Raw genomic sequence first — 26,490 nt, 5'->3', positions numbered from 1 at the left:
AATACCTTGCCGCATTTTTATTATCTCCTTTTGAATGTTATCTTAATTCTATCATATGATAGAATGCTTGTAAAGCCAACCATATTTTTTGAACGAAAGGGAAATTAATGAGAAATTAATGGAAGTTAGTGTAGTAGTTGAAGATAACTCTTCAGAATGGCTATCAAAATTCAGCGATTTAATAACGATTTACAAGTTCATAAGGGATTCTTTATTCATCCAGCTATTATATTACTTTTCAGGTCAATAGGACAACTGTCCACAACCTTTCTACAAATATATTACGTATAATTTTTGAAATATATACTGCTTAACAAAATATTTTGCAGTGGTTCCAATAGTTTTGAATTGTTAATATTAAGTTTGACTTGGAAAATATCATTAAAAGTTATACTGTTTATTTGGAAAAAATTGGAGAGACCTTTTTAAGTAATGTAATGAAAATAGTTATAAGTTAGAATAAAGGTGAATTTGCTTATACTTCTCATAGAAGGTTGATTTCACGCTATATTTTGGATTATTTATGCTAAATCATTATAAGTTTGCTATAGTGACATACAATTTTTTTTGCTTATACTAAATATTCAAGTATTGTTTTCATCTTAATATTCTTTATTCATTCATTATTATTTTCCAGTTATCCTTCTTCTCTAAAGTTAATTGGTATTGGGAAATATTTTCAATCTTTGTTTCATTGTCTAAATATCGAACGGCTATTTTTACTAGATACTGTTTCTCTTTCTTCTGAATAATTGGATTCACCAACTCAGAGTAAATAAAGTTTTGACTGATTATTGGTAAAACATCTTCCATCATATAATAATCCAATTCATTCTTAGTAGCATTGGGATACAACTTAAAGAAAGTTTCTAAAAAATCGAGAATTTCTAGCTTCGTTTGTTCATCAATATTATTATCGTTTACAAGTGTATCTGGTTGAAATTCAGAGGGATTCGGTGCTGCCCAGACGGTTGGATTACTTGTAATAACTAGATTGTTATTCTTATCTTGATGAATCGTGATTCGATAGGTAGAAGCCACATTTTTCGTTTCTTCGCCTTCTTTAATTTGTTGCTTGACCGTATAAACTACTACAAAATTCTGTTCATCAATGGATTGTATCTGCCAAATTTTACAATCACTGACAGAAGAGCTCGTGGGAATATCGGTCCGAATTGTATCTACATTCAATTCTTGTAATTCCGAAGTCAGGTAACGATTGATTCGTTCAGGTCGTTGCTCAATGGCTTCTTTGTTATTTTCCCAAGAATAATATTCTTGAATGAAATTAAGAGTAAAACTCTCAATCGCATGGGTATCCACAAGCACAGGTTCAATGACTGTTGTCTCATGAATCGTGTGTGTATCAATAGCGGTAAAGTTTTTATACAGGCCAAAACTAAAGCTACCAATCAATAACAGCCACAAGAAAAGGACACTCTTTTTGTGAGTGCCCAAGTGGATGGTTTTGACTTTCTTTTGTCTGTTTGCTTTTTCTTTTTTAGGTTTGTGTTCAATATGAATTTTCATGAATTGTCCTCATTTCTTATTGTTTTATTCGTCCAGCACCAATTAAATGTTGCTGCCAATAGTTTTCATTTAAGTCGGTGTAACCAATCGGATCACCAGCGTGGTACATTCTCATATCTCCTACATAAATGCCGACATGTGTCACATAATCGGCAGTTGCATAGGTCGAGTGAAAGAAAATTAAATCTCCTGGTTCAGCTTGTGACAAAGGCAAATGATCCATCACCTCGTATTGTGCTTGGGCAGTACGAGGCAAAATGATGCCAGCTTTCTGAAAGGTCCATTGGGTAATGCCGCTACAGTCAAAAGAGGTATTTGGATTGGAACCGCCAAAAACATAGGGATAGCCTTGATATTTCAACGCTTCATCCATAATTATCTGAACGGTTTGATTATCAAACTTTTGCGAAGCTGTCTCTAAATATTGGATAACTAATAGCACATAAAACATATTGCCATAGTTATAACGCCAGCCGCCATTTTTAGGAATAGAAAGTGCATTTTTATAAGTCACTCGTTGACCTTTGGCTTGTTCATTAGAAAAGCTTTCCGCTAACTCAAAGGAATAAGTTTTCCCATTCTTCGCGACATAATTTAAAAAGCTCCCACCGTAATTGTACGCTTGGATCACGCTTTGTTGGTCAACACCTAACGATTCCGCAGAACGTACCAGTCCTGCAAAATAAGAAACACCTTGTTTTATTGATTCTTCGGGATCAGTAATCGTATTTGGAGGTAAGCCTTTTGATTCTGACGATTGCATGACATCTTTTAGAGTGCCGCCACTTTCAACTTGAATAATCGCTAAGAGAATATGGATATAGTCCTCAATATTCTCTTGTTTTGCGTATTTTTCTACTAAGGAGCGATACTTTAGGACCTCTGGTGAAACAGACAAACCACTTCCTTGAATAACAATGGAATCAGAAGAATTACCTTGAGGTTCATCTGCCACAAAAATTGCCACAAAAGATAATAAGCCAAAGAAGGACAGAAAGAGCGTTAAAGCCACCATTATTTTTAGTTTCCATTTCATAGCGATTGACCTACTTTCTTTTCATTGGACGTGTGAAACGGACATTTTTCTTTTGACGGTTATTTTGAGAATAACGGACAGTTGACGTTGTTTGTTTCTGATTTGTCATGTACCTTGTTGGTTGCTTGCGAGAAATAGGAGCTTGTTGCTTGATAGAAGGTTGTTGTTTTATCGAGCGGTTCCTTTGTTTGGTTATTCGCTCTTGTACTTTGGAAGCTGTCTGTCCTTGTGGTACTTCTTGCGATACTGTTTGGATCTTATTCGATGGTCTGTGTTGTACAGGTGGACGAGTAACAGTAGAACGAATTGGTTTCATTTCTCGATTTGTTTTTCGAGATTGAATAACCGGTCTATTTTTTCTCGATACTGAATCTATTCGTTTGTTTGACGTACTTGCTTGTTGTATCTTATTCACTGCTTGAACCGAATCAACAGCTGGTCGTTGATGGTTTTTGTCAGTCGTAGGATTTGTTGTTCCTCGCTTTTTTTCTTGTTTTGTTTTTCGAGATTGTACAACCGGTCTGTTTTTACTTGTTACTGATTCCGTTCGTTCATCTGACATCCCTTGTTTAAAATCAGAAATGGTTTGATGAAGATTCCCTGTAACTGTTTTAGGTAACTCTTTGACTTGTTGTTTCTTTTGAGCCACAAAATTGCTCGCTCGATTTTTACTATCCAAGACTTTCCCAATTTGTTGCCCAGTCTGATAACTTCGAGTGGTTGGTCGTTGTGTGCGATCATTTTTTTGTTGATTGGAAGGGACAGACGCACGAGCATTGGAAGGCGTTGTACCTGCAATTGAAGGAAGTTGCTTGGCATTTTTTCTTCCTTTGGTTTTGCCTGCCAAATACCCAAGAGAACCACCGATCATGGTTCGACTAATGGTTCGTTGAAGTCGTCGTGCTCCTCGGTGCATATATTGTTTTGGTCGTCTCATAACCCCTCGACTAATTTGTTGGGAATCGTTGGCTTGAAGATTAAACAAACTCATAATATCGCCCATCTTTAAGTAGATACCCGCAAAAGTCACAATCTGTAAAAAGGCAACTAGGAAAAAGGGATAACTGGTGGTTAGGCTATACAACATGGTGGATAAACTAAACGCCACCGTAATAATCAACGTGATTCCAGCTCGCAACATAATGGTATTAAAGAGTTTCATCAATGCCGCTTTTCCCATGCCACTAAAGGTTGGCAACATAGCCAACAAGAAAATAATAGGCAAGAACATTGCATAGAGAATAAACAGAATTTGACTGAAAATCATAATGCCAGTCAATAAGAAAACGAAAATGGAAATCCCAATGTTAAACAAGACTAAAAAACTAACCGTCCCTAATCGATTGACCGTTTTTGTTAAGGTTAGTTGTTGGTTGTCGTGTTCTTCAATTTCATTTTTTACTGCTTCCTCACGATCTTTCCCATTATTGGTATCAGGATTGATTGCCAACAGGTCATTGACCCGACTTTCGCCAATTTCTTCTTTATTAGAGTTATCAAATTGTAGTAAAAGCCAAGGTTGTTCGACTTGTACCGAAAACAAGGTATCTCGAATACTGTCTACACTATCTGTTCCTTGTGAAGAGGAATGAGGAAAAATAATTTGCCCCCCTAAATCCAAACTGGCTTGCGAAATATCGGCAGAAAATTCATTAATTCGTTGAATGTACGAAGGGGCAAAAGCAATAAAGCCGGCCGACAAAACAAACACCACAAGAAAATTCGTGACTGCTTGAATTGCTTTGGATGTCTCTCGTTTGAGCAAGCCGACATAGGCAACATAGGCCCCTACAATCAGAATAAACAACAACAGAAAGCCAACATAAAAGCCAGAAGTCGAAAAGCCATTTTCTGATATGCCTGCTAATATTTGAATATTTTCACCAATTTGATTCGCTGTGTCTGAGATGAAATCCAGTTTGTAAGCTTGTTTGATCAAGTAACCCGTCGCATTGGAGAGGTACAAACTAATGGTCCAAATAAAATCAGACATAGCATATAAGCCATATTGCACTTGATTGCCAATGCCATCTTTCCAATTCCAAGGCAACCAGTCCCAATCGGTATCAACGTAGAAATCCAATTGATAATGAGACAAAGGATATTGTGAATACAAATTTTGTACGTCCACGGTATCATCAACTAGTCCAATCGCCTGAGCGACAGTACCAAAAAGTAAGAGAAATAAAAAAGTCATTCCTCCAATTAGAAGAATGACACCTAGCATTTTTTTCAATTTTGGTTTCAATGTATACACCTCACTCTTCTTGATGGACGGGGGGACGAGTATCAAAGGCATGGAATAAATCTTCAAAGACTGGATGGACTTGAATTGTACCAACACGCCCATATAAATCTTGAATCAAGCATTGGCCATTTTCTAATTCTCGCAACCGTTTTTGATTGTCCTCGTCGTTGGGATCCACACCAAAGAAAGTCAATGTTTTTTTGATTTCCTGACTATCCGTTGAACGAAAGGCAAACTTTAAGCCAATATTGTTTTTCAATTTTTCATCGATTAAGTCGTCCGCATTTTGCGTGACAAAATAAACACCCGCATTCATTGCACGTCCTGCACGAACTAAGCGATTCGACAAGGTTTTTCCTTGAGCTACTTGTAAAAACGACCACGCTTCGTCCAAATCCACAATTTTAAATTTGGTTCGATCAGAATGAATGAAATCCAAAGCAAAAGTCGAAATGACAATTAACATAGCCACACTCAATAATTCAAGAGTGGTGTAATCTGAAAAATTAGATTGGGCGTCTGGTAAAACCAAATCTGCCACTTGAATAATATTTAACTGTTTCTCTAAACTAATCGAGTTTTCCGTTGTCCCATCACTAAATAGTAAATGGGCAAAGTCATAATCGGTAAAACTTTCAATGTGATCCGCAATCGAATGCGATAGTGGGTTGTCATCTTCTCGTAATTCATCAATGACTAACCACAAACCACGAATCTCTTTTTGAGTGACGGATCGAATCGCTTTTCGTAAAAGAGGGAAACGTTCCCCATCTCGACTAGAAATTCCAGTTAGAAAAGTGAGAATATCAATCGCTAAACTTTCAGCGTCTTTCTTCCGTTTCATGAGAACATAGGGATCAAGCAAGCCTTGATTTTTCTCTTCACTGGTTAAATTGACAATATTAATTTCATCGGCCATGTCTGGCAAGGTTTCTTTCCAATTGCCACGTTCGGCCTTTGGATCAACAATTAACGCTTGTGCCCCAAATAAAACCGAGTAATACACCAACAAGTTATTAGAGAAGGATTTTCCACCACCTAAAGAACCAAGAAAAGCCGAAGCCAGAGCATTCGTCACCGAACCTTTGACACCTTGACTAGCTAAACTAGGTTTAAGATACACATTTTTTCCAGTCTCGATGTTGTAGCCAATGTAAATTCCTTCTGTTTCTCCTAACATTTGGGAAGCACCAAAACCTAAGCCAGCTAGAAAGTCAGAAGTCACATATTGCACATAGTCGTTGATGTATCGTTTGCTTGAAGGAAGAAATTCATAATGTAAGCCCAACATATCGCCAAAGGGACGAACCAATTTAATACTCCAATCGTCATAGAAATCTTTGATCTCATTGCAACGACGTTTTAATTCTTCATAGGAAGAAGCTGCCACTCGAATAACATAGCTTAGTTTGTACATGGCTTCTTTGGTCTGGTCTAATTCAGCTTCTAACTCATTGACATCTTCTAAGGCTTCCAAAACGTTGTTTCCTGTTTCATTGTCACTATTCCACGCATGATCGTCCAAGTCTTTGAGTTCTTTTTTCTTGTTCCGAACAGTAGACAAGGCTTTTTTATTGGCAACAATTTCAATGTTCATATTGGTATCAATGGGGAAGTCGAATTGTTGTTGCTGGTAATAGAAAATCTCATTGGAAGGAAAATCCAATTCGCCCACAATCGAATCAATCGTAAAGTAAGCAACATAAGACGTCGTTTCTTCATTTTGAATTTTCAAATAGCGTTGGTTTTCTTCAATCAAGGAACGAGTGGGTTTCAGTAAATCATATCGTTTTACGAGTGTTTGGTGTTTCAATTTTTTGAGAGGTAAAGGGAATTCGTATTCCTCAAAAGAACTTGTTTCTTTGCCATACAGATGTTCAATCAAATAGCCAAAATCATTTTTATCTAAGGGTCTGATATGGAAACGTCGTTCAATCTTTGCTTGTAAGAGGTCAGCCATTTTTGTGTAACGACGGACCTCATCTTGTGGCATCACGACAAAATCACCCATCCATTTTTGATTCACTTCTCTAAAAAATGTAGTGAGTGTATTTTTGGCAGATTTTTTCAAATTCTTTAAGGAAACTTCCTCTTCATTGACCAGTAATTTAAAGCCAATAAAAAAGCGATAGTCCACTTGATTGTCACCAATCATGTTTACTAACGCTTCGGTTTGTTCATCAATCCGCTGAAAAGCAATGTCTTTCAACCGACCAGTGACCGTTTCTTTACTTTTTTCTTGAATCGAACGAATCGATCGTTCGGTACTTATTTGTAAGGCATGAATCTTACCTTCACGATTTTGTGCAATGAGTTGTCGAAAATTCGTGTGGACTTGAAGTTTCTGTTCAGGGGTCAAAAAGGAATAGTTATAGGGCAACAATTCAAAATAGGCAAAACATTCGCCTTCGTGATTGAATACGAGGTTGTTTTCAATGTATTTAATCGGATAATTCAATGTATTCACTCCTTACAATTGTGGCAGTTTCATCCATTTTCTCTTTTTCAAAGGTTACTTTTTTTCCAGCATAGGTTCGTTTGGGACGGAAGGCATAAGTGACAACGGTTTGAATAAAACGATAGGGTTTCTTCCCATCGAACGTCTTTTGACTCATGAACCAAGTCAAGCCAACAGGAATGCCGACATATTTCAATAACGCCCCCTCAATCAATGAAAGAGGAGGGATATCAGCCAGTAGAATCACCGTAAACAGACTACAAACAAACCAAGCCATCTGACTAAAACTAATTGGAAAGGGAAGTTTAAAGTCGTTGATGGCATAAATCACTTTTTCAACGGACCAAATACTGGTATAGCTTTTTAGTTTTTTCAGTTTAAACACCTCCAAAAAAGAACACCTATAAAGGTGCTCTCAATAGTTTATATTTTTCTCAATATATCCAGAAAATATTGAGGAAAAACTTTTAGTGCTTCTTCAATCTCTCGTTTATTTTGTCTAAGTAATTCTTTAGTTATCCTTTTACTAATTGAAGTAATTGTAAAAGAAGAAGAATTTTCAATAATTCGAGCCAAAATTTGAGCAATTACTCGATCAGAAAAACCAAGCTCGAAAATATTTATTGATAGATTGCTAGGAAGTCCATAACGTATTTTCTTTTGTAGACTTTTAATCAAATGAAGTGTTGAATCATTTTCGGAATTTTCCATAAATGTTGCAACTCCATTTAGAGGTAATATAGTGCTGTAAGCTAGTATGTTATCACATATTTCAATGATATCTTGTAATATGAGCGGAACTAGCTGATTACGCTTACTAATTTGGAATTGATTGCTTTGACAATAGTTTAAAATATCAGAATAGCTTTGTCCTTGAGTCCATAATTCACATATCTGAGTAAAAATAGAAGTATCATCAATCCTATTTATAATATTATTTTCTGAGAATAATATTAACTGAGGAAAGATTATGTCAATCAATTCAAATTCTGACCTTGCTTGAGTAATGTTTTCAATTTTCTCTGAAATCCATTGAGACAAGACTTTAGAGTTATCAAATCCTAAAGAGGATATTGAATAAAGAGATAGTTCAGCTTCAGTGAAAGAAAGAGAATAAGTCTTAATTACCTCAAACAGTTCAACTAATTTTTCTTTTTCGCTATCGCTAGCCAAATGATAACCTAAAGTTTGCTGAGTTACCATATTAGTAAAATTTGGATTTGAATCTTTAAAGTATTTCACAAAGTACATTACATAGTTTTCGACATCTTTTAAAATATCTAAAATTATCTTTAATTCGAAGTTGAAGTCTGATATTTTATTCGGAAAATTTGAGTTGCTAATTACGGTTTTTATCTTATTGATTACATCATTAAACTGTTCTTGATTAGTATACTTTTGTGGCAGTACATTCCAAAGATTAATAGGGGGGAATTTATCAATTATAATAGGCCTAACAAGCTTTAATAAATTACTCTCACTGTCTTCTGAATTATCAATATCTAGCATATTTTTGTATCTGTTCCATTTCCAATTTGATTTGTTAGAATGAATAAAAGGTTCTGATAATATAACCGTTCCTTCAATATGCTTACCTGCTCTACCCACTCTACCTAATAAATTGTGAAAATCACGAACCTTCATTTGACTTTTTCCTTGATAGAGACTTGAAATAATAAGGTATTTAATTGGTAAATTCACTCCTTGAGCTAAGGTGGAAGTACAAACTACAAAATTGATTAAATTCTGCGACATTGCATATTCAACTGATAATCGAATTCCTAGAGGAATATTACCATGATGAATAAATATGCCCTTCAAGGCTGAAATATAATATTCAGTATCACTTCCTAAGTTCATATTAATAAGACTTGCTATTTTTGTATTCTCATTTTGACTAACTTCATTTGAAAAGGCTGATATATCTAGTCCTCTTTCTTCAAGTTCAAGTAGTCTTTCGATGGTCTTATCAGCAGTTTTTTTTGTTCCAGAGAATATAGCTGTTGCTCCATTGTGAACCATTTTTAATGCATAATAAATTTGCATATCGTAAGGTTTATTGAGTTTTCTTTTACGAAAATCCACGTCAGGAAAATACCTTTTTGCTCTTTCTCTATCAAGTCTATTTATTTCACGTATATCAACAATTCTTGGGACATAAAAATCATCTATGTCAGGATTATCTTGATTTAGAAAATATAACTGTCCAGTTTGTCCCATCCAATCACCTATTGCTATTGATCGTTGGGAAGAAATAATATTGTTGTTAGAAATAACTTCTCCATCAGTACCATTTAACCATTCATTGATTACTTCACTATTCGCAATAACCGCTGAGATCAGTATTTTTTGTGAAGATTCATTTAAGTAATATCTGATTGTTGAAACAAGCAATTCATAATTAGTACCTCGCGAGCTATCATCGAATAAGTGAGCTTCATCAAAAATAATCAAGTTAAGTTCTTCCAAAATTTCACTATTATTTCTAATTAAGAACAGTAATTTTTCAGGAGTGAGTATAATCAATGTGTTTGTAGCGATATCATTATCAAAGAACGCAATATCATCTTTTTCTGCAATATCCGACAGTTCGTTTATGATTACCTCATCATTTGAAAAGAATTCTATTAAATTTAGAGTTATTTCTTTGCAGAGAGCTTTAAATGGAGCCACAACAACGGCAAGTTTTGTTCGATGGGTAATAAAAGCTGATCTAATTATTAAACCAATTGAAGTTGTTTTGCCAGAACTCGTAGGCATTTGAATGACTCCAGATTTACCTTTAAAAATATTCTTTTCTCCTAGCAAAATTTGACTAGGCCACAATTCTTTTATTGTATGATTGTTTAACAATAAATCTTCCCAATCTTGTATTGTCGTATCAGAATAATTGGGCAAAAGATTCAAAGCAGAATTTTTATACTTTTTAATAAAAACTGCCAATAATGAATCTCCAAAAAGAATCTCTCGTGGATTTTGAGATAGATATATTTCTTGTTTTAAGTCATTTAATTTTTCAAAATCAATGGGTGTACCATCTAAGTAAAATTGAGATAAGTCATATATTAGATAATAGAAGAGATTACCATATTGACTGGAAAACTCGTACCCCTTTAATTCGTCCAATCTGTCTGCTAATAGATATAAAAGAAAAGTATCAATTTCATTAATTTCTAAATCCATTGCCCAATCTATCTTGTTTATCATTACTTTTGTACTTCCAAGTGCATCCGAAAGATAGAAAGAAATTGCCCCTAATAATCCAAAATAATCATTATAACTTGCTTCACCAATCTCTGAAGTAAGTAGTGAATCAAAGTAAATTGATGTGAAATTTAAATTTTCAAATAGTTCATTATTTAATTTTGAAGAAAATTCAGTATATCTATTATCCCAAATAAAATTAGATGCATCACCAATTGTCGCTATTGCAAGGACTATTAATTCTTGTGCCATATATTCTACTTGGATATGCTCTTCAAGAGGAACATTGTATTCAAACATTTTTGATTTTGCTTGAACTTTTTTTAAGTAATATTTTGAATTATTTTCAATTAACATTGGCAGCCCTCACATACATTTGTTTAATAAATTCTAAAAATTTAGGAGAGTGTACAGCTATTAACTGAACATCTGGACTAGGATGTTCTGAAGTATCGATTTCTTTTAATAACTCTCTAGAAAAAGCTTTATCCGAACTAACAGCTGCTGCAGCAAAAGTTCTCTTATGAGGTCTGTCTGTAGGATTTTGAAATCTTCTTACTAAACGCATACCTTCCTCTTCATTATAGTTCTTTAACATTCTGTAAGAGGCATTTAAAGATTCAGCTATTCTAACAAGGTCTTTTGCAGAATGATCTACAGCATTTTGTAGAGTTGCTTCTGGATTTGATTCACTATTTCTAGCTTTTACTTCAACAATTAACATTTCATCATTGATACTATTAGTTTCAATAGACTCTACTTTGTACCCAATTAAGTCACTTCCTTGTGTGGAAGTATTTCGATTGAATTTTTGTCTGTAGCGTACTCTTGGAACTATATAATTCAAGATGTATTCAATGTAATCTGCAATTAATATTTCTGAAAAATCACCGGACATTGTTGCTGAACCCAATCCAAAATTTGGATTGGGAAACTTCATATCTCTAAGGAATTCAGCTCTAGAAAGACCAGTACCTTCTCTTAGTTCATCCAATTCTTCAAGTGAACAATAATGCTCTCTAAGATGTCTTGCCCATTGTTCGAAAACGGTCAGATCATCATTTATTTCAATTTTTATAACAGAGATATCTTTTCCTTTGTCAGTGATAACGATTTCTTCATGAATAAAGTAATCAATGAATTTCGGAATATCCATAAAACTCAACCCCTTTTAAAATTAATAACATTATATCATTAATTTTAAAAGGGTATTAATTGTTTTATAACAGAAAGAAATTGTTTATATAAAAGATTAGTAAATATTAGGATGTATGCTAGATTTTTCTATGCTATCCTAAATATTCAAACACCCCATTACTCGTAACTAAAAAGTTCCCTTCCAACTCCATATCTCGTCCAAGTGATTGATAGTCAATATAATTTTGAAGGTTAGAAGGAACTTCACCAAGTTGGCCTGTTTCCTCCACATAATAAGTCGCTACATCTTCCATTGAATCACAATCTGAATAACAGATAATATCGTCTTTGTGTTCAATCAAGTCTTCTAAACTAGAAAACCACATGCTCTGAATTTCTTTTAATTCTTTCAAAATTTCTGTGTCCTCAATCTCTTCAATTAAGGCACATAATCGATTAATTTCTGAAATGGGTGTGTATTCACCAATTTCAAAAGGCAACTCATAATCATGAATTGCATATTCTTCGTATTGATCATTCAATCCAATTTTTTCTTTGACCTCTTCCATATCAATAGGTGGTTGGAACCAAGCACCGACTATTTCGCCTTCGTTGTATTTTCCTAAGTTGGAGATATAAACTTGCATATCCATTTGGTTTCATTCCCTTCTAAGCACCGATAATACGATTGAAAAGATTCAATAAGACATCTTTTACACCAGCAGCATTAAATACCAAGCCAACCGCAATTAAGGCAATGATCAAGAAGCCAATCAATTTAGAAAATTCTCTTTTAAAACCTAAATACACACCAATCACAACAATTGCCATTAATACTAATGATTCCGCATTGGAAAGAAACCAATTATATAAATTTTGTCCAAAGTTCATCACACATTCTCCTTTAATTAATAATAACTTCCTCTACAGGAAGGGTTTGTTGTTGTAAAATCTTTTTCTGACGATCCGATAATTCCGCATAATCAATCATATTTTGGATGACACTCGTTTGATTGAGTTTGTCGATTTTCATTGCTAATTTTAAGGTAGGAATGACTTGTCGTGACAACCAATTCAAGGTTCGGTCAAACGAATAGGGTTCAGGTTCTGAAGTTAGTTTTAGTTTTCGCTGATTTTCTCCTAGGAAAAATGCCCAATCCGCATTAATTTTCCATTGACTACGACGTTTGTTGGAATCTTTATCCACAAACCGAATATATCGGTTGATAATGGAGAAGGTCGTTTCGCCAACGTTTCCATTGTTTAATAAATCAATCACTGCGTGTAAGGCACGTTCATTTTTCAAACGAATCTCAAAACGATTTTTGACTGGATTCTCTTCTAATGGAATCCCAAGTTTTACATATTGCTCATAATCTTTTTGATAGATACAAAAATAGACTTCTGATTTTAGCGAACCAATATACAACGTATCACCCATATCAGCTTTTTCATGTTGGCGAACCAATTCACCTGAACGATAATTTTTAAAGCTACGAAAGACAGAAATACATTCTTCGTTCTGACATTTACGCGTGAGTTCTGGAATATTTAATAAGCCGACTTTATCGTTAATCGCTAAATCCAAACGTTTATAAACACCATTTACTGCAAAGACATCTAGGAAGAAGTCTACCCACGTTCTTCGTTGTGCCAACAAAAAATGTTCAAATTGCCGACAGCCTTTGCCTTTCATTTCTACGAGAATACCTTTTTCAATATCATGAGATACCATGACCGCGATATCACCAAAAACATATTGTTCCTCATACGAGTAAAAAGCGTATTCCTCATGTAACATATACTTCATTTTTAGTTTTAAGATATTCTCGATCACTCCTTCTGGATTAGTGGTTGGAAATCGAATCCGTACATAGTCGAATAGCATTTCCAAGGGTAACTCTGGATTGAAACGTTCGAGCAGAACATCTAATTCTGAAAGTAACTCACTGGAAGGAACGACTTTTTCTGTTTCAATTTCACTAAGGTATTGTCTTGAGATACCAACTGCAGTAGCTAGTTTATTTTGCGATACACCATAGTTTTTTCTCCGTTCTTTTAGTTCTAATACTTGTTGTTTGAGGTTTATCAACACAACTTCTCCTTGTATATTATATTTAAGGTTTTAATCTTCCGATTTTAGTGGATAACCTTATGAACCATTGTTATTTTTCATTAGGTATTAACTCAATAAATTTGAGATAATATAATTACTGGATTGAGAGGCTATGTCGTTTTCTCCTTGAGTCTATGAACTCGTCATCGAAAGACTGACACCTCTCTCTGTTTAGCTGTTTACGAATGAGTTAGATGTTGAAAGCCTCTAGGCTTTACTCCGTATCTAGAACAAGGTAGTAACGCTTTTCAGTTGAGTGGATTTCAATCCAAATTCTTATGAAGGCGGTATAATTATGTTCTATATTGGGATTGATATTGGGAAACGTTCTCATGTCGCTTCGATCATGAATGATGAAGGAAAGGTTGTTCTTAAAGGATTTTCTTTTCCAAATACCATTGAAGGTGGAGAAAAATTTCTTGGAAAAATTCATGACTTTTCTTCTTTACCAGATGATTTTACTGTAGGTATGGAAGCTACCGGTCATTATTGGTTAGCCGTTTTTTCATTCTTACATGAAAAAAATTTTTTAATCCATGTTCTTAACCCCATCCAAACGGATGGGTGGCGTAAAGGAACAGAGATTCGAAAACGTAAGAATGATATTATTGATTCTGTTTTAATTGCAGATCTGATTCGCTTCGGTTCCTTTGTTGAAACTACACTCTCTGACGAAAATATTTTTTCTCTTAAACAACTTTCCCGCTATCGTACGTATCTAGTTGGAACAGCGAGTGACTTTAAACGAAAAATCATTGCTGTATTAGACCAGGTTTTCCCTGAATATGACACAGTTTTCGGTAAAGCAGGCGTTTTTGGTAAAGCATCAAAAGAACTTTTACTTGAATTTAGTTCTCCTGAAACACTCAATGAGATCTCTGCAGATACCCTTGCGAAATTACTTAGCGATGCGAGTCGCAATCGTTTAGGGATAGAAAAAGCTAACGCTTTAAAAAATGCAGCTAGTCGGTCTTTTGGGATTACTTTTGCTCAAGAGACCTTTACTTTCCAATTACGTTCAATGATCGAACAACTTAAATTTCTGGAACTACAGATTAAAAATACTGAAACTGAAATCAAAAAAATCATGGCTGCTCTGCATTCTGTCATTGAAACGATCCCAGGGATCGGACCAATCAATGGCGCTACTATTCTTGGGGAAATTGGAGACATTAGTAAATTTTCCAATCCTACAAAATTAGTCGCATACGCTGGGTTAGACGCAACTGTTTCTCAGTCTGGTCAATATCAAGCAACACATAATGTGATGAGTAAACGTGGCTCTCCTTATCTTAGAAAAGCATTGTTTTCAGCTGCTTTAATTGCAGTACAACATGATCCTGTTCTTAAAGCCTTCTATGAAAAGAAACGTTCTGAAGGGAAACACCACCTCACAGCTCTTGGAGCAGTTTCCAGAAAGTTATGTTACATCGTTCATGCGATTCTCAAAAAGAACGAACCTTACGAAATACGAATGTAACTCAAAAAAATACCTTTGCTTTCTCTTATTTGTTATGCACTTTTTTGTTATTAAATTTTGGACTAATTCTTTTATTCTTTACTTGACTTCTTATAGTTAGTCTTTCTTTTTTGAGTGAACAAAAAAGATGTCAACTATTCAAAAAAAGTTGACACCTCATAAAGCGATAGAAAGTTTGTTGTATCAAAGTTCCTAAGCCTTTATTGCTTATTATTTTTGTATTTCTACCCCCCTGTTAGAATGGGGGGGTTAATCAAGGTGGGCGTGGCAAGCCACACCCACCAGATAAGAAAAAGCCATGACTTATGCGCTGCCGTCATGACTTTTTCTGTCTGTGTTCCGTTTATTACGTTGTTCTTTCCACTAATGGGCAGTGAAATTGTTGATATTCTTGATTTTATACATTCGACTACGCTCATGTTTCCCCTCTAAAAGATATAAAGTATCAGTCACAGGCTCCTTCGATCCTTCACATCTTTTCTACGGGACGAATGGAAGACCTTTATAATCTAATTCTCTAACGATTTGTAAAATACAGAATAAGGATGCCAATTGGCGCAATCAAAACACTAAAGAAGTAAATTAATAAAATTTTGATGAAGCCCCAAATGAAGGCAAAAATGCCACTGGTAATCCACACATTATTCCCCATTAAAAGAGAGACAATCGAATCATAAACAAACATAGCAAATGGATAGAGAAGAAAGTTTAATCCTAAAAAGACATAAAATGAAGTAGGGGCAGTATCAGGACTTGAAAAATAGAAAAACGCAGTGACAATACCACTAAAGATATACTGACGGATCAAATAGGCTGGATGCAAACTGGTAAAAACAGTACGGGTAAAGTGAGACATGGCAATTCCTCCCATCTTGTTACATTAACTATACCGCAGTTTGTTTAAAAATTCCGCTTCTATCCGTGCTATTTCGTATAGCCATCGATACCTTCTGAAAGTAAGTCATTATACAAGGCTTCAATTTTTGTCCGGTCAAAAGGAGAGGTGGCTAGTTCTAACCCTGATTGTAAGATAGATAGAACCACAGTGAGTGGAACGCCATCTGTAATGCCGCCTTCTTCGATAGGGACTAAACCAGTAATCCCATTTTTACTGACATCAGAAGCTAGAGAGTGAAAACGTTGTTGTAATTCTTCATTCTCAGTTCTTGAAAGTTCATACAAACGATAAATGCAATCATCAAACTCCATCTTCAGATTCCTCCTTTTTTACTAATGGTTTCGAGTGACACAAGGCACCAATCGTTTCTAAAAAATCATGTCCTTTAGGAACAAGTGGTGTGTAGAATTCGCTAATGACATTGGTTCCAACATCTACATATCCTCGGCCTTTAATTTGTTTTAAAAAGAAATCTTTATCGACATCTCCAAACATCATGGAATACCCAAGCTCACTCATACGCCCAAGTGCCACACGAAAATTAAACTGATCACGAATCCCATCTTGTAAGTATTTTGCATCCGGTCGCTGACAAGCCAAGATAATAAAGAATCCCGCTTGCCGACCTAACATGACGATTTGTTTTAATTTATTCATGACTGCCATATTTTCTTTAGCACTCAACATTTCCATATACGCCACATACTCATCAAAAATAAGGAAGTTTGGTTCTAGGTTTAGATAAGCGTAATTTTCGCCTGTTTTATAATGAGGCATTTTCTTCATATCGAGACTACGCGCCATCATGCGAGCATAAAAATCATCGATACATGCAGATATTTCTTCTTTTTGGTAATAGACATTATCCATCACTGTTCCTAAGTCCGCTAAATCGGCATTTTTGGGATCAAGGATAAACAGCTTGGCGTTGGTTTGAAGAAGGGACTCAATAATCGTAAGAATGAAATACGTTTTCCCACCACCGGTTCCACCTGCAATCAACATATGAGGCAAAGAATCGAAAGCCCACGCCAAATTTTTCATCAATTGCATAGCCCCATCTTTCACAGAAACCTCTTCAATTGAAACTCGATTGGCAATCGTGTCATAGAGTAGGGTGTATTCCACAAAAGAGTCTTTGAGTTCTTTATCGACTAGCTCACAGTACAAGCCTGATTCCAATTTCTTCTCTAAGCGTAACAATTGATCTTGGTATTTACCTAATGTGATTTCAACAGTAATAACAATCAGTCCGTTGTGCATTCGATAGTAGAACTTAGCAAAGTAGCTGATTTTTTCTTTCTTTTTAGCAGGGGAATCTTCAAAGAGTTGAAATTCTTCCACTTGTTTTGTTTCTAACCATCCGTTTTCTAGAATCATTCGAGCGAGTTTTTGACGATGGGTTAAACTCTTGTAATAATCGAACCCATACCGATACAGTAAATAGAGGAGAAAACCAACAGTAAGAAGTGAGAAGACGAGTGATAGACTACCATAGGGACTGAAAAAGTGTTGTTTAAATTCCTCTAGTTGCCAAGTAGTTCGACTGAAAAAAGCCAGATGAAAGGGAAAAAATGCAAGTAACCAACAACTTAATATAGCACCAAAGAAAAACTGAAAGACCAAGTGTTTATCGCTTGGTCTGATTCGTTTTCCTTTTCTTTGTAAGAGTTTCATGGGCTATCCCTGTTTATTCTTTGGCTCAATTTTCGGTGTGGTTTTATTCTTTAGAACCAAATCATCGGCCTTAATGTACCAATCAACATCCGCCCCACGATAAGTCGCATTGGCTACGGTGTCTGCGATTGGGTTGATTAATTCCACTTCAGCATTGTAATCAAATTCTCGTAATGGAATTGAAGCGGGAATACTGACTTGAATCATTCGTCCTTGTTCACGTGATTTTAAATCATAGGTTCGTTCTTTGACTTCAGTTGATACACTGCCATCTTCATTGTTTAGAAAAACTTCCCGACGTAGTGCAGAAAATTTCAACCGTCCAAACGTTTTTTCTTTGTCGATAATAATTCCTTGTGCTAATCTCATGTGTATTTTCCTCCTTTAGGCTTTGACCATATCGTCTGCATGTAAAATGTAATTCGTGAATCCTCGTTCGCCAATCTTATAACCTTCTGCGATAATGCGTGGGTTAATCAATTTGACCGATTCTTCCACTTCAAAGAATTTTTCTCCGGCTGTATGAGGTAAAATCACCTCAATATCATCAGCACGTTGTATATCTGAATATAGGTTATAGCTACGAGAAACAGTAGCTAAACGACCATTGATGCGTCGTTGTTCAACATTTCCTTCGCCCGCAAATTCTAAGTGTCCAAATGTGTCTTTCATAATCGGTACTACGTGTTTTAATTCCATTGTTTTTCCTCTTTTCATTCAAAATTTTGTATTGAAATAAGCTTAAAAATTGTTGTTGTGATCGGCGGGGAACGTGAGATTTTCCTCATTGATACACTTCCTTTCCAAACAAAAAAGCAGCTCAACTATTGGATTAGTCAAACTGCTTTAAATGGTAAAATAGGTGCCATCGGATAACTCAAAGGTATCTTCCAAAATATCTGGATCAGTTGGCTTTTCTTCAAAGTGCTCGAAATGATTTAATCGCTTTAAGCCATCCTCATGAGATTCAAAGACATCTAAGTCAATCAATTCATCTAAATAAGGAAATAAGTCATAGTGACAGTTTTCCTCGATTAAAAGCGCTAAACGATTGAGTGTGAGAATATCCCCATCGTCTGTTAATCGGAAAGGGGCTTCCCAATCTTCAATTTCATAACTTTCATCTGTTTCCAATTGTAGCTTTTCTCTTAGTTCATCCAAAGAAACAGGTAGGGTGAACCAAGCGGCAATAATTAGTCCGTCATACTCAAATCGACTAAGGTTGGTGACGTATACTTGAATTGTGTTATCCATTTTTATTTCTCCTTGTATAAATTCCGAATAGTTTGTATTTGATTTTTAACAATCAGTAGGTATTCTTCGACTTCCATCAATTGTTCTGCGATTGCTTGACGTCCACGCACTTCTCGGCCGTCAATATGTTGTAAAAATTGGAAGTTATGCATCGCCGCAGACAACTGATTGATTGAATTGGTACATAATAATTGTTGGGCAGCGTTTAAGCGTTCGCGTGTTTAACCATACGATTCTCCTTTACCATAGACCTTTGCGACATTCGACAAAATAAATTCCGCACAGGGAACAACGATAGAGTTTCCTAGTGCTTTGTATCGGGCAGAGTCACTGATTAATTGATTATCAAATCCATATTGTGTCCAATTTTCAGGCAAACCCATGATTCGCTCACATTCAAGTGGAATGAGCTTCCGAACAAACCCTTCAGTTTCAAATCCTTCTTGCCAATAAGCAAAGGTATCAACAGTACCTGCTAAGAGAGTGGGAAAAGGGTCAGTTGATTGTCCGAAACTGGAGACGAATCCTTTGGTATTTTTTTCTTTTGCATACGTACGCATTCGGCGCTCTTGGAAGGGATAGAGGAATAGTTGCCGCCCTGCTTTAGTAGTAAGGCTTCGATTGTCTTTGGGGGACGACAACCTGTTCTGGTCGCAAGTTTCAAGATGCGACTGCATTCCTTGGGTGTCAAATAATATTTCTCTGGCACGGAAGTCTCTAAAATCTGCGACGAGAAAGATTCTTCGGCGTCGTTGGGGGACACCCCAATATTGACTATCAAGGACTCGCCAACACACATCAACATTTCTCCCTCGCACCATACCGGCATTTGCCCATTGACGAGAGGGAGGAATTGGAACTTCGGCTTGAACGAAGGCTTCCAAGACGGCCTTAAAATCCATCCGGTCATTCGATGAAAAAGCTCCCATGACGTTTTCCCAAATAGCGAGAGTTGGATACTTTCCATTGGTGGCATCCCTCATTTCTTCAATAATTCTGATAGCTTCATAAAATAAATTGGATTTTTTGCCAGCTAATCCTTCACGATTTCCAATGGTTGAGAGGTTCTGACAAGGGGATCCAAACGTGACAATATCAACCGGTGGAATTTTTCCACCATGTAGTTTGGTTAAATCTCCTAAATGAATCATATGGGGAAACTGTTTCTTTGTAATACGAATCGGTGCTTTTTCGATTTCACCTGCCCATGATAGTGTAATGCCCTGTTTTTGAGCGGCAAGAGGGAAGACACCGATACCGTCAAAGAGGCTTCCTAAAGTAAGATTTGTTATTCTTATCATCTCCTTGTAAATAAAAAAGACACCCCAATATGAAGTGTCCAAAAAAATGTTGTGATTTCTATTTGATTATAAGGGTGAAATATAAAAAGATTACTCTTTATTATCATCGTATCTTGTTAAAATTAAAAATAGATAAATAACTAAGATACATTTTGATTTCGTAATGTCAGATTGTTTAATTAGACCATGTGCAATTTCATTTCGTAGATTAAGACCCATTGGTTCAACCATAATTATTTGAATTAAAGTATGAATATCCTCTCCTAGAAAAGTTTTAATGTAATCTTTAACTAAAAATTCGTTAAATGTTATTTCATACTGAACCATATCTTTTTTGAGTGATGTAGTTGCGAATCCCAATTTAGCAAGAAACCGTCTAAATGTAGATTCAAATTGAGGAACTAAAATATGAATAGAGCTAACATAGTCTTCTTTAAAAAAATTTTCAATTCCTGCTTTTACAAGAGGGTAGTTTCTCTCATCAAGCATTTTCCATGAATCAAATTTTTCCATAAGATGATCGGCAGAAAGGCTATGTTCTTCTATCAATTTTTCAAAAATAGCCTTTAAAAAAATCTCTAAATTTAGTGTCAATTCTTGTACATAACTAGTAATGAAAATGAACTTTTTTGACTCTTCTTTAGTTTCTGCGTTTACGATTTTGTTTCCACCATGAATTATACTTTTTGAGACAAGATTAAAAAAATTATTATCTGCTTCTTGAAGTGATTGTTGCTGCTTAATTATACTGACATTTGGAATAAATTCGTCACTTTTTGCAAGCTTATCAAGAGATTCATGAATGTTAGAAATAATATAAGGTGAAATACAATTATCGATATAGTCTGTAGGAATTGTAAAAGGAATTTTTATTGTTGCCATTTCATCACTTTGTTGATATGTTTCATAAGTTTGCTTTATTAAAACTTTTAAGTCATTAATTTTTTCTGTTTCTCCCATATTCTTATAGTATTCAAGTGCTTGTTCTAAGTTAAAAGCTTTTGTTAATGAGCTTTTTTGTTGTCTCCCGCCTTGATACTCAGCCTCTAATTCATAGCTTTTTCCAATATCCAGACGGAGGTTTTGTATTTGTTCTGTATTGTATGCCTCAAACTTTCCAAGAGCTATAGATTCCTCAATAAATAATCTATAAAAATGATACTCATGATTTTCAAAACATTTGTTTTTAAGATTTGTCAATATTGTTAATGTACAGGTGTAAAGTTCTTCTGAAATGTAACCTTTAAATTTAGAATCTAAAATGATTCTTACTAATTGAGAAAGATTACAAGCCCATATCGAATTATCTATATCCCTCGATTCAATTAATTGTGAATGTATTAGTTGAATAGCTTGTTGCAGGTATTTTTTATTATTCATAGAAAGCGAAACCTCAACTAATCTTGATATAGATAAAATAAAATTACTATCCTCATGTACAGTCTGATATTTTCTACAACTTTCTACAAGTGATGCAAGTAAAAATTGTGAAATTTGATATTTTTTTCTCGTTACTTTTTCACTCCCATACTCAAAAAGAAAATCTGAATATCTTACTTTTAAAAAAATATTATCAGTTTCAATCATTCTTCTTTCATAATATAAAAATTGTTCATCAGTGAAAGCTGTAATTTCAGGAACATTTCCAATGCCTGTAATACTGTATTCGGGGACAAATCTAGTGTCGCTTTTATTATTCGAAAGAATTGGTTTTTTTTCGATAAGTGAACAAATATCAATTTCATATTTTGCTAATTTTGCTTCATTTAAAAATCCTTCCGATTTTGCCCAATCATGGATTTCTTTAAAACCATCTCTAAATTCTGTATAATACTTGGTAATTTCTATTCTTTCTAGTTCATTAATTTTATCTATAAATTTCGTCATCTAGTTATCTCCGATATACCTAATTTTAAATTTAATTATACCCTCTCAAATGCTATGAAGGAATATAAGTATATAAAAAATAATTTTTAACTGGATGAAGCAAGTGAATAAAAGAGATTCAAAAAGATAGTTAATCATTTATTAGAATGTATAACTGACAAGAATGAAAGAGTGTTTTACTATATTTATGCACATGGAAACCTATACATGAAATAACCAAAAGGGTATACTCAAATTATAAGAAAATAACGAGGTGAAGAAAATGACTGAAAAAGCACAAAACAATGATGAAATCATTGAAAAGGCGAAAGACTTTTTTAGAGAAGTAATTGCTAAGAATCATATTAAAAATACAGAAAAGTTAAAAAACATAAACAACTTTAACGTGAATCCATTTCTGAACAAGTATTTAGCAAATTATTTAACAGGGAACGATGATCCTGAAAGTGTTTCGAAGGCATTAATATATCCAAGAGTTTTAGGTACTTCAATTAATACTTCATTCGGTTCCAACCTTCAAAAATTTATCAATAAAACTCTGGAAGGATATGGCTCTACTACGACTGGAATGGACATAGAATTTATTGATAAAATAGATGGAAGAAAAAAATACTGTCAAATTAAAGCTGGCCCTCAAACAATTAATTATGATGATGTGACTACAATTCAAAATCATTTTAAATCAGCGATTAATTTAGCTCGTACTAATAATATTCCTATTGCAAATATGGATTGTGTCGTAGGTGTTTTTTATGGCGAAGACAGCGAATTAAGTGCGTTTTATAGAACGTTAGCAGAGGACTATACAGTCTTAGCTGGAAAAGATTTTTGGTATCATTTAACAGGAGATGAAGATTTTTATCAAAAGCTAACTGATGGTATTGGAGATATAGCTAATGAATTTGATAGTACTGAGCTTCTTGACGAAACAATCAAAGCTTTGGCTGAACAACTAAAAAATATTGAAGGAATTGAAGAGTAGTTAAAAAAACTAGTACCTTTTTAGTGTACTAGTTTTTGATATTTTAAAATTGATTCAGATAATTTACTACAGATTTTCCAATAGCTTCCGCAAGATTTACCGGGACAGCATTTCCAATTTGTTTATATTGATTGTTTGTGCTTCCAGCAAACTCCCAATCATCTGGGAAACTTTGTATTCTTGCATATTCTCGAACAGTAAATGGACGAGTTTCATCAGGATGGCAACGTTCTGTTTGTTTCTGCGCGGGTGATGTAGTTAACGTTAGAGAAGGCTCATTCCAAGATAAGCGTCTAGCCATTCCTCTTCGACCACCACCAGAATGATAGGATGCACCCATGTAACTTTTAGCAACATTTTCAGGCAAGTTAACCCAACATCCTCCAGGAGGGACTAAGTTAAGGACTTCTATTTTAGACGCTGGATAAGAAGCACCTTCACTTTTCGGAACATCTTTTAATACATCCCTTAGAACAGGTTGATAGGTATATTCTTTAGGAAATTTAAAAGAATATTGTTGTTGTTCAAAAAGGTCGTTTCTAATGCCAATAATGACAATCCGCTCTCTTTTTTGTGCAACTCCATAATTCCAAGCATTCAGTATATTCCAAAATACTTGGTAACCTGAATCCTCGAAAATTTCTATCATAGTTTCTAATGTACGGCCATTATCATGATTCAAAAGACCTTTTACATTTTCTGCTATAAACATTTTAGGTTGCAGTTGTACTAATAATTGTGAATAAGGATGAAATAGAGTACCTCTAGTATCATTCAGTCCTTGACGTAAGCCAGCATAACTAAAACTTTGACAAGGATAACCGCCAGACAATACGTCTAGTTCTCCTCTAAAAGTAAACTGATCATGATTAAAGATACCATTTTGAGCAATAGTATTAATATCTCCTTCAATCACATTCCAATTAGGGCGATTTAATTTTAAAGTACTACATGCTGTAGAGTCTATTTCAATATCTGCAACAGAATTGAATCCAGCTTTTTCCAAACCTAAGGATAGACCTCCTGCACCAGCAAATGTTTCTACAAGCGTGTAATCGCGTTTTGGAGTAGTATTTTGAATATCAATAAACTCATCTAGCTTGTATTTAAATCTGTCTAATGAATCATCGTTAAATAATTCTAGCTGTTTATTATTAGTTGCATGTTTTTTTACTATAGTTGTAGTCATTGTATCACTCAATTCTTCTTTAAGTATTTCTGCATAGGATAGTCCTAACTCATTAGTGAGTTTGACAACATTAGTTTTTAAAGGAGAAAAACCTTCGGATAACATTTGAGACAATTGACTTTTACTCATTTGTAGTCGTTCCGCTAGTTCTGTTTGGGTTTTTATATTCTTTTGTTTCATGGCTGATAGAACTATTTCTTTATCAATAATCAAAGTACCCTCCTCCTTGTTTAAAATATTTTGAACAACCCAATTATAGCGAACCATGTTTTTCTAGTCAATACAAATATACGCAATAATTAAATAATATTTTTTAGAAGAATGATTTTTATTGTAGTATCAAAAGATGTAATTCTAATTAACTTATTTTTTGAATTTTTCTTTTATGAGGGTTAGTTCTTTTTCGTATTTAACAGAATTCCTATGTTTATTCAAAAAAGACACCTCAACTTTGGAAGTGTCTAAAACCTTTTGATTTTTGGAAGTACCATTCACTTATTAAACATACTGATAAAACAATATTCCTTAATATACTGGCGAAGTTTTTTAGTCATAAAAATGACCATCCTTTTGACCTTCCTTAGTCGTATGAAAGGGGACGCATCAGAGTGTGTTAGTGAACGAACAAAGAAATAAAGTTCGATTAAAGACTACCAGAAATCATATCAATATTGAGTATGGTCTCAAAGACACAAACGCTGCAGAATAAGAAAAGCGCTGATTTATCAGTTTTTAGAGAGTATCCTGAGCATAGGATGTTTTCTTTTTTTTGTCCTTGACCATCCTTTTGACCCTCTCTTTTAAGTAGTACAAAAATACATCAGAAGTTCTTGTAAATCTCAAAAATCCGATAATTTTAACTAGGTTTCACTAGGAATCATTGAAACATCCAATATGGTCTCAAAGATACAAACGCTGCGGAATAATCAAAACATTGTTAAGACAAGGTTTAACAGACTTCATCTTCGGATGGGTCTGTTTTTTTGTACTCATATTTTTAATTTTTTTGGAGTTTATGCTCCTTAGTAACTTATATTTGATTATGAAAACCTTATAGAGATATTTCAAACTATGGAACTATACTTTGGGAAGTAATTTTAAAAGTCAGTTTAGAAAAAGTAGTACAATGATTGAAGAAAAGCTTTATTTTGAGTGAAAAATTACAAATTTGTACTTGAAAGCAGTTTTCAAATTCCATAAATTAAGTTTTTTTGATAAGATATATCTTATAGGAGACTTTAAAAATGAAAAAACATGATATTAGAAATTTATATAACACGATTTTTGATACTTCTTTTTTAGTTAGATATGGATATTATGATGTGAAGATGAAAAAAATTGAGTCTGATTATGTTCAAGATGATGAATTAGAAGAACACTATGGCATCCCAGAAAACTTCTATCTGAAACTTCTAAGTTTACAAGATTTGTATCAATTATTGCAAGTAAGAGATTTGAGAGGCTATTATGATTTCAAAGAGGTAAAAAAGAATGTAGATACAGAACCGATTTATTTTAATATTCCTAAAAGTAATTATGCTAGAAGAGAGTACAAGATGTCTAATCTGTTTAGCTATTTACAGATGTGCTATTTTCTAGAAGACCATAAAGAGGAATTCATTGAGATGTTTGAGAAAAATGTGCAATCTACGTCTAAATATTTCAATGAACTAGACTTTGATTTTAAATTTACTAAGAAGATGGAACAGAGACTCCTTTTTGGCGGAAGTAATATATTATCGCTAGATTTGTCAAACTTTTATCATACTCTTTACACACATAGTATTCCTTGGGTAATTCACGGAAAACAGAATTCTAAGTCTAATAGAAGTGGAGGCTTCTCAAATGATTTAGATAGTATAATTCAAAAATGCCAGTATGGGGAGACTCATGGTATTCCAACAGGTAGCATAACTTCTAGATTAATAGCTGAACTATATATGTGCTATGTTGATAAAGAACTATTGGAAAAAGGGTATAAATACGCAAGGTATGTAGATGATATAAAGTATTCGTTTTCAACGGATTCAGAAAAAGAAAAATTTCTTATGGAATTTAATTCAATTTGTAGAGAATATAATTTAATTTTGAAT

Annotated in this window: 23 protein-coding genes; 3 read left to right on the top strand and 20 right to left on the bottom strand. The window is 34.3% G+C overall.

Annotation, left to right across the window (positions count from 1 at the left end; translation table 11 throughout):
* Nucleotides 1-612: 612 nt before the first annotated feature.
* The 10 genes from EP1_RS10425 to mobT all read right to left on the bottom strand — a co-directional run bounded on the left by EP1_RS10425 (nt 613) and on the right by mobT (nt 13,723).
* On the bottom strand, nt 613-1,530 hold the full coding sequence (locus tag EP1_RS10425; RefSeq protein ID WP_002405436.1) for a conjugal transfer protein: 918 nt from the start codon (nt 1,528-1,530) through the stop codon (nt 613-615).
* A 16-nt stretch (nt 1,531-1,546) separates the two neighbouring features.
* Entirely contained in the window at nt 1,547-2,566 is a 1,020-nt protein-coding gene (locus tag EP1_RS10420) for a bifunctional lytic transglycosylase/C40 family peptidase (RefSeq protein WP_002405435.1), read from the bottom strand.
* A 10-nt stretch (nt 2,567-2,576) separates the two neighbouring features.
* On the bottom strand, nt 2,577-4,793 hold the full coding sequence (locus EP1_RS10415; protein ID WP_002405434.1) for a CD3337/EF1877 family mobilome membrane protein: 2,217 nt from the start codon (nt 4,791-4,793) through the stop codon (nt 2,577-2,579).
* Nucleotides 4,794-4,824: 31 nt separating this feature from the next.
* Nucleotides 4,825-7,272 carry a conjugal transfer ATPase TcpF gene (gene tcpF, locus EP1_RS10410; RefSeq protein ID WP_010774562.1) on the bottom strand — a complete coding sequence of 816 codons (2,448 nt, stop codon included), beginning with the start codon at nt 7,270-7,272 and terminating at the stop codon, nt 4,825-4,827.
* On the bottom strand, nt 7,256-7,648 hold the full coding sequence (locus EP1_RS10405) for a conjugal transfer protein (RefSeq protein ID WP_025188218.1): 393 nt from the start codon (nt 7,646-7,648) through the stop codon (nt 7,256-7,258). The genes tcpF and EP1_RS10405 overlap by 17 nt, the downstream gene beginning before the upstream one ends.
* 47 nt (nt 7,649-7,695) lie before the next feature.
* Nucleotides 7,696-10,833 (bottom strand): DEAD/DEAH box helicase, encoded by a 3,138-nt coding sequence (locus EP1_RS10400; RefSeq protein ID WP_005231832.1) that lies wholly within the window; start codon nt 10,831-10,833, stop codon nt 7,696-7,698.
* Nucleotides 10,823-11,632 (bottom strand): Hachiman antiphage defense system protein HamA, encoded by an 810-nt coding sequence (locus EP1_RS10395; RefSeq protein ID WP_010774564.1) that lies wholly within the window; start codon nt 11,630-11,632, stop codon nt 10,823-10,825. Before EP1_RS10395 ends, EP1_RS10400 begins: the two co-directional genes overlap by 11 nt.
* Before the next feature lie 133 nt (nt 11,633-11,765).
* Nucleotides 11,766-12,266 (bottom strand): antirestriction protein ArdA, encoded by a 501-nt coding sequence (locus tag EP1_RS10390; protein ID WP_002405429.1) that lies wholly within the window; start codon nt 12,264-12,266, stop codon nt 11,766-11,768.
* Between the two features lie 16 nt (nt 12,267-12,282).
* The gene (locus EP1_RS10385) at nt 12,283-12,504 is read right to left on the bottom strand and encodes a hypothetical protein (RefSeq protein ID WP_002405428.1); all 222 of its coding nucleotides are present in this window, start codon (nt 12,502-12,504) and stop codon (nt 12,283-12,285) included.
* A 13-nt stretch (nt 12,505-12,517) separates the two neighbouring features.
* Nucleotides 12,518-13,723: a MobT family relaxase gene (gene mobT / locus EP1_RS10380; RefSeq protein ID WP_425552598.1), complete on the bottom strand. Its 1,206-nt coding sequence runs from the start codon at nt 13,721-13,723 to the stop codon at nt 12,518-12,520.
* A 301-nt stretch (nt 13,724-14,024) separates the two neighbouring features.
* Here mobT and EP1_RS10375 point away from each other — a divergent pair, with 301 nt between their 5' ends.
* A complete protein-coding gene (locus tag EP1_RS10375) occupies nt 14,025-15,209 on the top strand; it encodes an IS110 family RNA-guided transposase (RefSeq protein WP_067627135.1) in 1,185 nt (394 codons plus the stop codon).
* Between the two features lie 517 nt (nt 15,210-15,726).
* On the opposite strand, the gene EP1_RS10365 is transcribed toward EP1_RS10375, so the two are convergent.
* From EP1_RS10365 to EP1_RS10330, 9 genes are all read right to left on the bottom strand, one after another.
* Nucleotides 15,727-16,065: a hypothetical protein gene (locus tag EP1_RS10365; RefSeq protein ID WP_010774565.1), complete on the bottom strand. Its 339-nt coding sequence runs from the start codon at nt 16,063-16,065 to the stop codon at nt 15,727-15,729.
* Between the two features lie 68 nt (nt 16,066-16,133).
* Nucleotides 16,134-16,418, bottom strand: coding sequence for a hypothetical protein (locus EP1_RS10360; RefSeq protein ID WP_002405424.1), 285 nt, complete (start codon nt 16,416-16,418; stop codon nt 16,134-16,136).
* Nucleotides 16,408-17,784, bottom strand: a complete 1,377-nt coding sequence (locus EP1_RS10355; protein ID WP_002405423.1) for an FtsK/SpoIIIE domain-containing protein — start codon at nt 17,782-17,784, stop codon at nt 16,408-16,410. The genes EP1_RS10360 and EP1_RS10355 overlap by 11 nt, the downstream gene beginning before the upstream one ends.
* A 3-nt stretch (nt 17,785-17,787) precedes the next feature.
* Nucleotides 17,788-18,153 (bottom strand): YdcP family protein, encoded by a 366-nt coding sequence (locus EP1_RS10350; protein ID WP_002405422.1) that lies wholly within the window; start codon nt 18,151-18,153, stop codon nt 17,788-17,790.
* 15 nt (nt 18,154-18,168) lie between these two features.
* The gene (locus EP1_RS10345) at nt 18,169-18,483 is read right to left on the bottom strand and encodes a YdcP family protein (RefSeq protein WP_005228395.1); all 315 of its coding nucleotides are present in this window, start codon (nt 18,481-18,483) and stop codon (nt 18,169-18,171) included.
* A 147-nt stretch (nt 18,484-18,630) separates the two neighbouring features.
* Nucleotides 18,631-19,038, bottom strand: coding sequence for an antirestriction protein ArdA (locus EP1_RS13335; protein ID WP_002405419.1), 408 nt, complete (start codon nt 19,036-19,038; stop codon nt 18,631-18,633).
* A gap of 2 nt (nt 19,039-19,040) precedes the next feature.
* Complete coding sequence (locus tag EP1_RS13545) at nt 19,041-19,190, bottom strand: hypothetical protein (RefSeq protein WP_002405418.1); 150 nt, start codon at nt 19,188-19,190, stop codon at nt 19,041-19,043.
* Between the two features lie 69 nt (nt 19,191-19,259).
* Nucleotides 19,260-20,339, bottom strand: coding sequence for a DNA cytosine methyltransferase (locus EP1_RS10335; RefSeq protein ID WP_172461411.1), 1,080 nt, complete (start codon nt 20,337-20,339; stop codon nt 19,260-19,262).
* 90 nt (nt 20,340-20,429) lie between these two features.
* Nucleotides 20,430-22,226 carry a DUF4209 domain-containing protein gene (locus EP1_RS10330; RefSeq protein WP_002405416.1) on the bottom strand — a complete coding sequence of 599 codons (1,797 nt, stop codon included), beginning with the start codon at nt 22,224-22,226 and terminating at the stop codon, nt 20,430-20,432.
* Between the two features lie 262 nt (nt 22,227-22,488).
* Here EP1_RS10330 and EP1_RS10325 point away from each other — a divergent pair, with 262 nt between their 5' ends.
* A complete protein-coding gene (locus EP1_RS10325) occupies nt 22,489-23,208 on the top strand; it encodes a PmeII family type II restriction endonuclease (protein ID WP_002405415.1) in 720 nt (239 codons plus the stop codon).
* Nucleotides 23,209-23,251: 43 nt separating this feature from the next.
* Here the strand turns inward: EP1_RS10325 and EP1_RS10320 are convergent, their stop codons facing one another.
* Complete coding sequence (locus EP1_RS10320) at nt 23,252-24,610, bottom strand: DNA cytosine methyltransferase (protein ID WP_010783152.1); 1,359 nt, start codon at nt 24,608-24,610, stop codon at nt 23,252-23,254.
* A 1,031-nt stretch (nt 24,611-25,641) separates the two neighbouring features.
* Between EP1_RS10320 and EP1_RS10315 the strand changes: the two genes are divergently transcribed.
* On the top strand, nt 25,642-26,490 hold an 849-nt coding region (locus tag EP1_RS10315), incomplete at its 3' end, for an RNA-directed DNA polymerase (protein ID WP_167540752.1).

Origin of the sequence: Enterococcus pseudoavium NBRC 100491 (assembly GCF_001544295.1) — a bacterium.
Classification (GTDB): domain Bacteria; phylum Bacillota; class Bacilli; order Lactobacillales; family Enterococcaceae; genus Enterococcus_A; species Enterococcus_A pseudoavium.
Note: the sequence above shows the minus strand (reverse complement) of the source record. Positions and strands in the feature narration are given on the sequence as shown.

What these genes read in the sequence shown, in the direction of transcription:
- EP1_RS10425 (WP_002405436.1), bottom strand. Translation starts at nt 1,530, where the DNA reads ATGAAAATTCATATTGAACACAAACCTAAAAAAGAAAAAGCAAACAGA.
- EP1_RS10420 (WP_002405435.1), bottom strand. Translation starts at nt 2,566, where the DNA reads ATGAAATGGAAACTAAAAATAATGGTGGCTTTAACGCTCTTTCTGTCC.
- EP1_RS10415 (WP_002405434.1), bottom strand. Translation starts at nt 4,793, where the DNA reads ATGCTAGGTGTCATTCTTCTAATTGGAGGAATGACTTTTTTATTTCTC.
- EP1_RS10400 (WP_005231832.1), bottom strand. Translation starts at nt 10,833, where the DNA reads ATGTTAATTGAAAATAATTCAAAATATTACTTAAAAAAAGTTCAAGCA.
- EP1_RS10395 (WP_010774564.1), bottom strand. Translation starts at nt 11,632, where the DNA reads ATGGATATTCCGAAATTCATTGATTACTTTATTCATGAAGAAATCGTT.
- EP1_RS10390 (WP_002405429.1), bottom strand. Translation starts at nt 12,266, where the DNA reads ATGGATATGCAAGTTTATATCTCCAACTTAGGAAAATACAACGAAGGC.
- EP1_RS10385 (WP_002405428.1), bottom strand. Translation starts at nt 12,504, where the DNA reads ATGAACTTTGGACAAAATTTATATAATTGGTTTCTTTCCAATGCGGAA.
- EP1_RS10375 (WP_067627135.1), top strand. Translation starts at nt 14,025, where the DNA reads ATGTTCTATATTGGGATTGATATTGGGAAACGTTCTCATGTCGCTTCG.
- EP1_RS10365 (WP_010774565.1), bottom strand. Translation starts at nt 16,065, where the DNA reads ATGTCTCACTTTACCCGTACTGTTTTTACCAGTTTGCATCCAGCCTAT.
- EP1_RS10360 (WP_002405424.1), bottom strand. Translation starts at nt 16,418, where the DNA reads ATGGAGTTTGATGATTGCATTTATCGTTTGTATGAACTTTCAAGAACT.
- EP1_RS10355 (WP_002405423.1), bottom strand. Translation starts at nt 17,784, where the DNA reads ATGAAACTCTTACAAAGAAAAGGAAAACGAATCAGACCAAGCGATAAA.
- EP1_RS10350 (WP_002405422.1), bottom strand. Translation starts at nt 18,153, where the DNA reads ATGAGATTAGCACAAGGAATTATTATCGACAAAGAAAAAACGTTTGGA.
- EP1_RS10345 (WP_005228395.1), bottom strand. Translation starts at nt 18,483, where the DNA reads ATGGAATTAAAACACGTAGTACCGATTATGAAAGACACATTTGGACAC.
- EP1_RS13335 (WP_002405419.1), bottom strand. Translation starts at nt 19,038, where the DNA reads ATGGATAACACAATTCAAGTATACGTCACCAACCTTAGTCGATTTGAG.
- EP1_RS13545 (WP_002405418.1), bottom strand. Translation starts at nt 19,190, where the DNA reads ATGCATAACTTCCAATTTTTACAACATATTGACGGCCGAGAAGTGCGT.
- EP1_RS10335 (WP_172461411.1), bottom strand. Translation starts at nt 20,339, where the DNA reads ATGATAAGAATAACAAATCTTACTTTAGGAAGCCTCTTTGACGGTATC.
- EP1_RS10330 (WP_002405416.1), bottom strand. Translation starts at nt 22,226, where the DNA reads ATGACGAAATTTATAGATAAAATTAATGAACTAGAAAGAATAGAAATT.
- EP1_RS10325 (WP_002405415.1), top strand. Translation starts at nt 22,489, where the DNA reads ATGACTGAAAAAGCACAAAACAATGATGAAATCATTGAAAAGGCGAAA.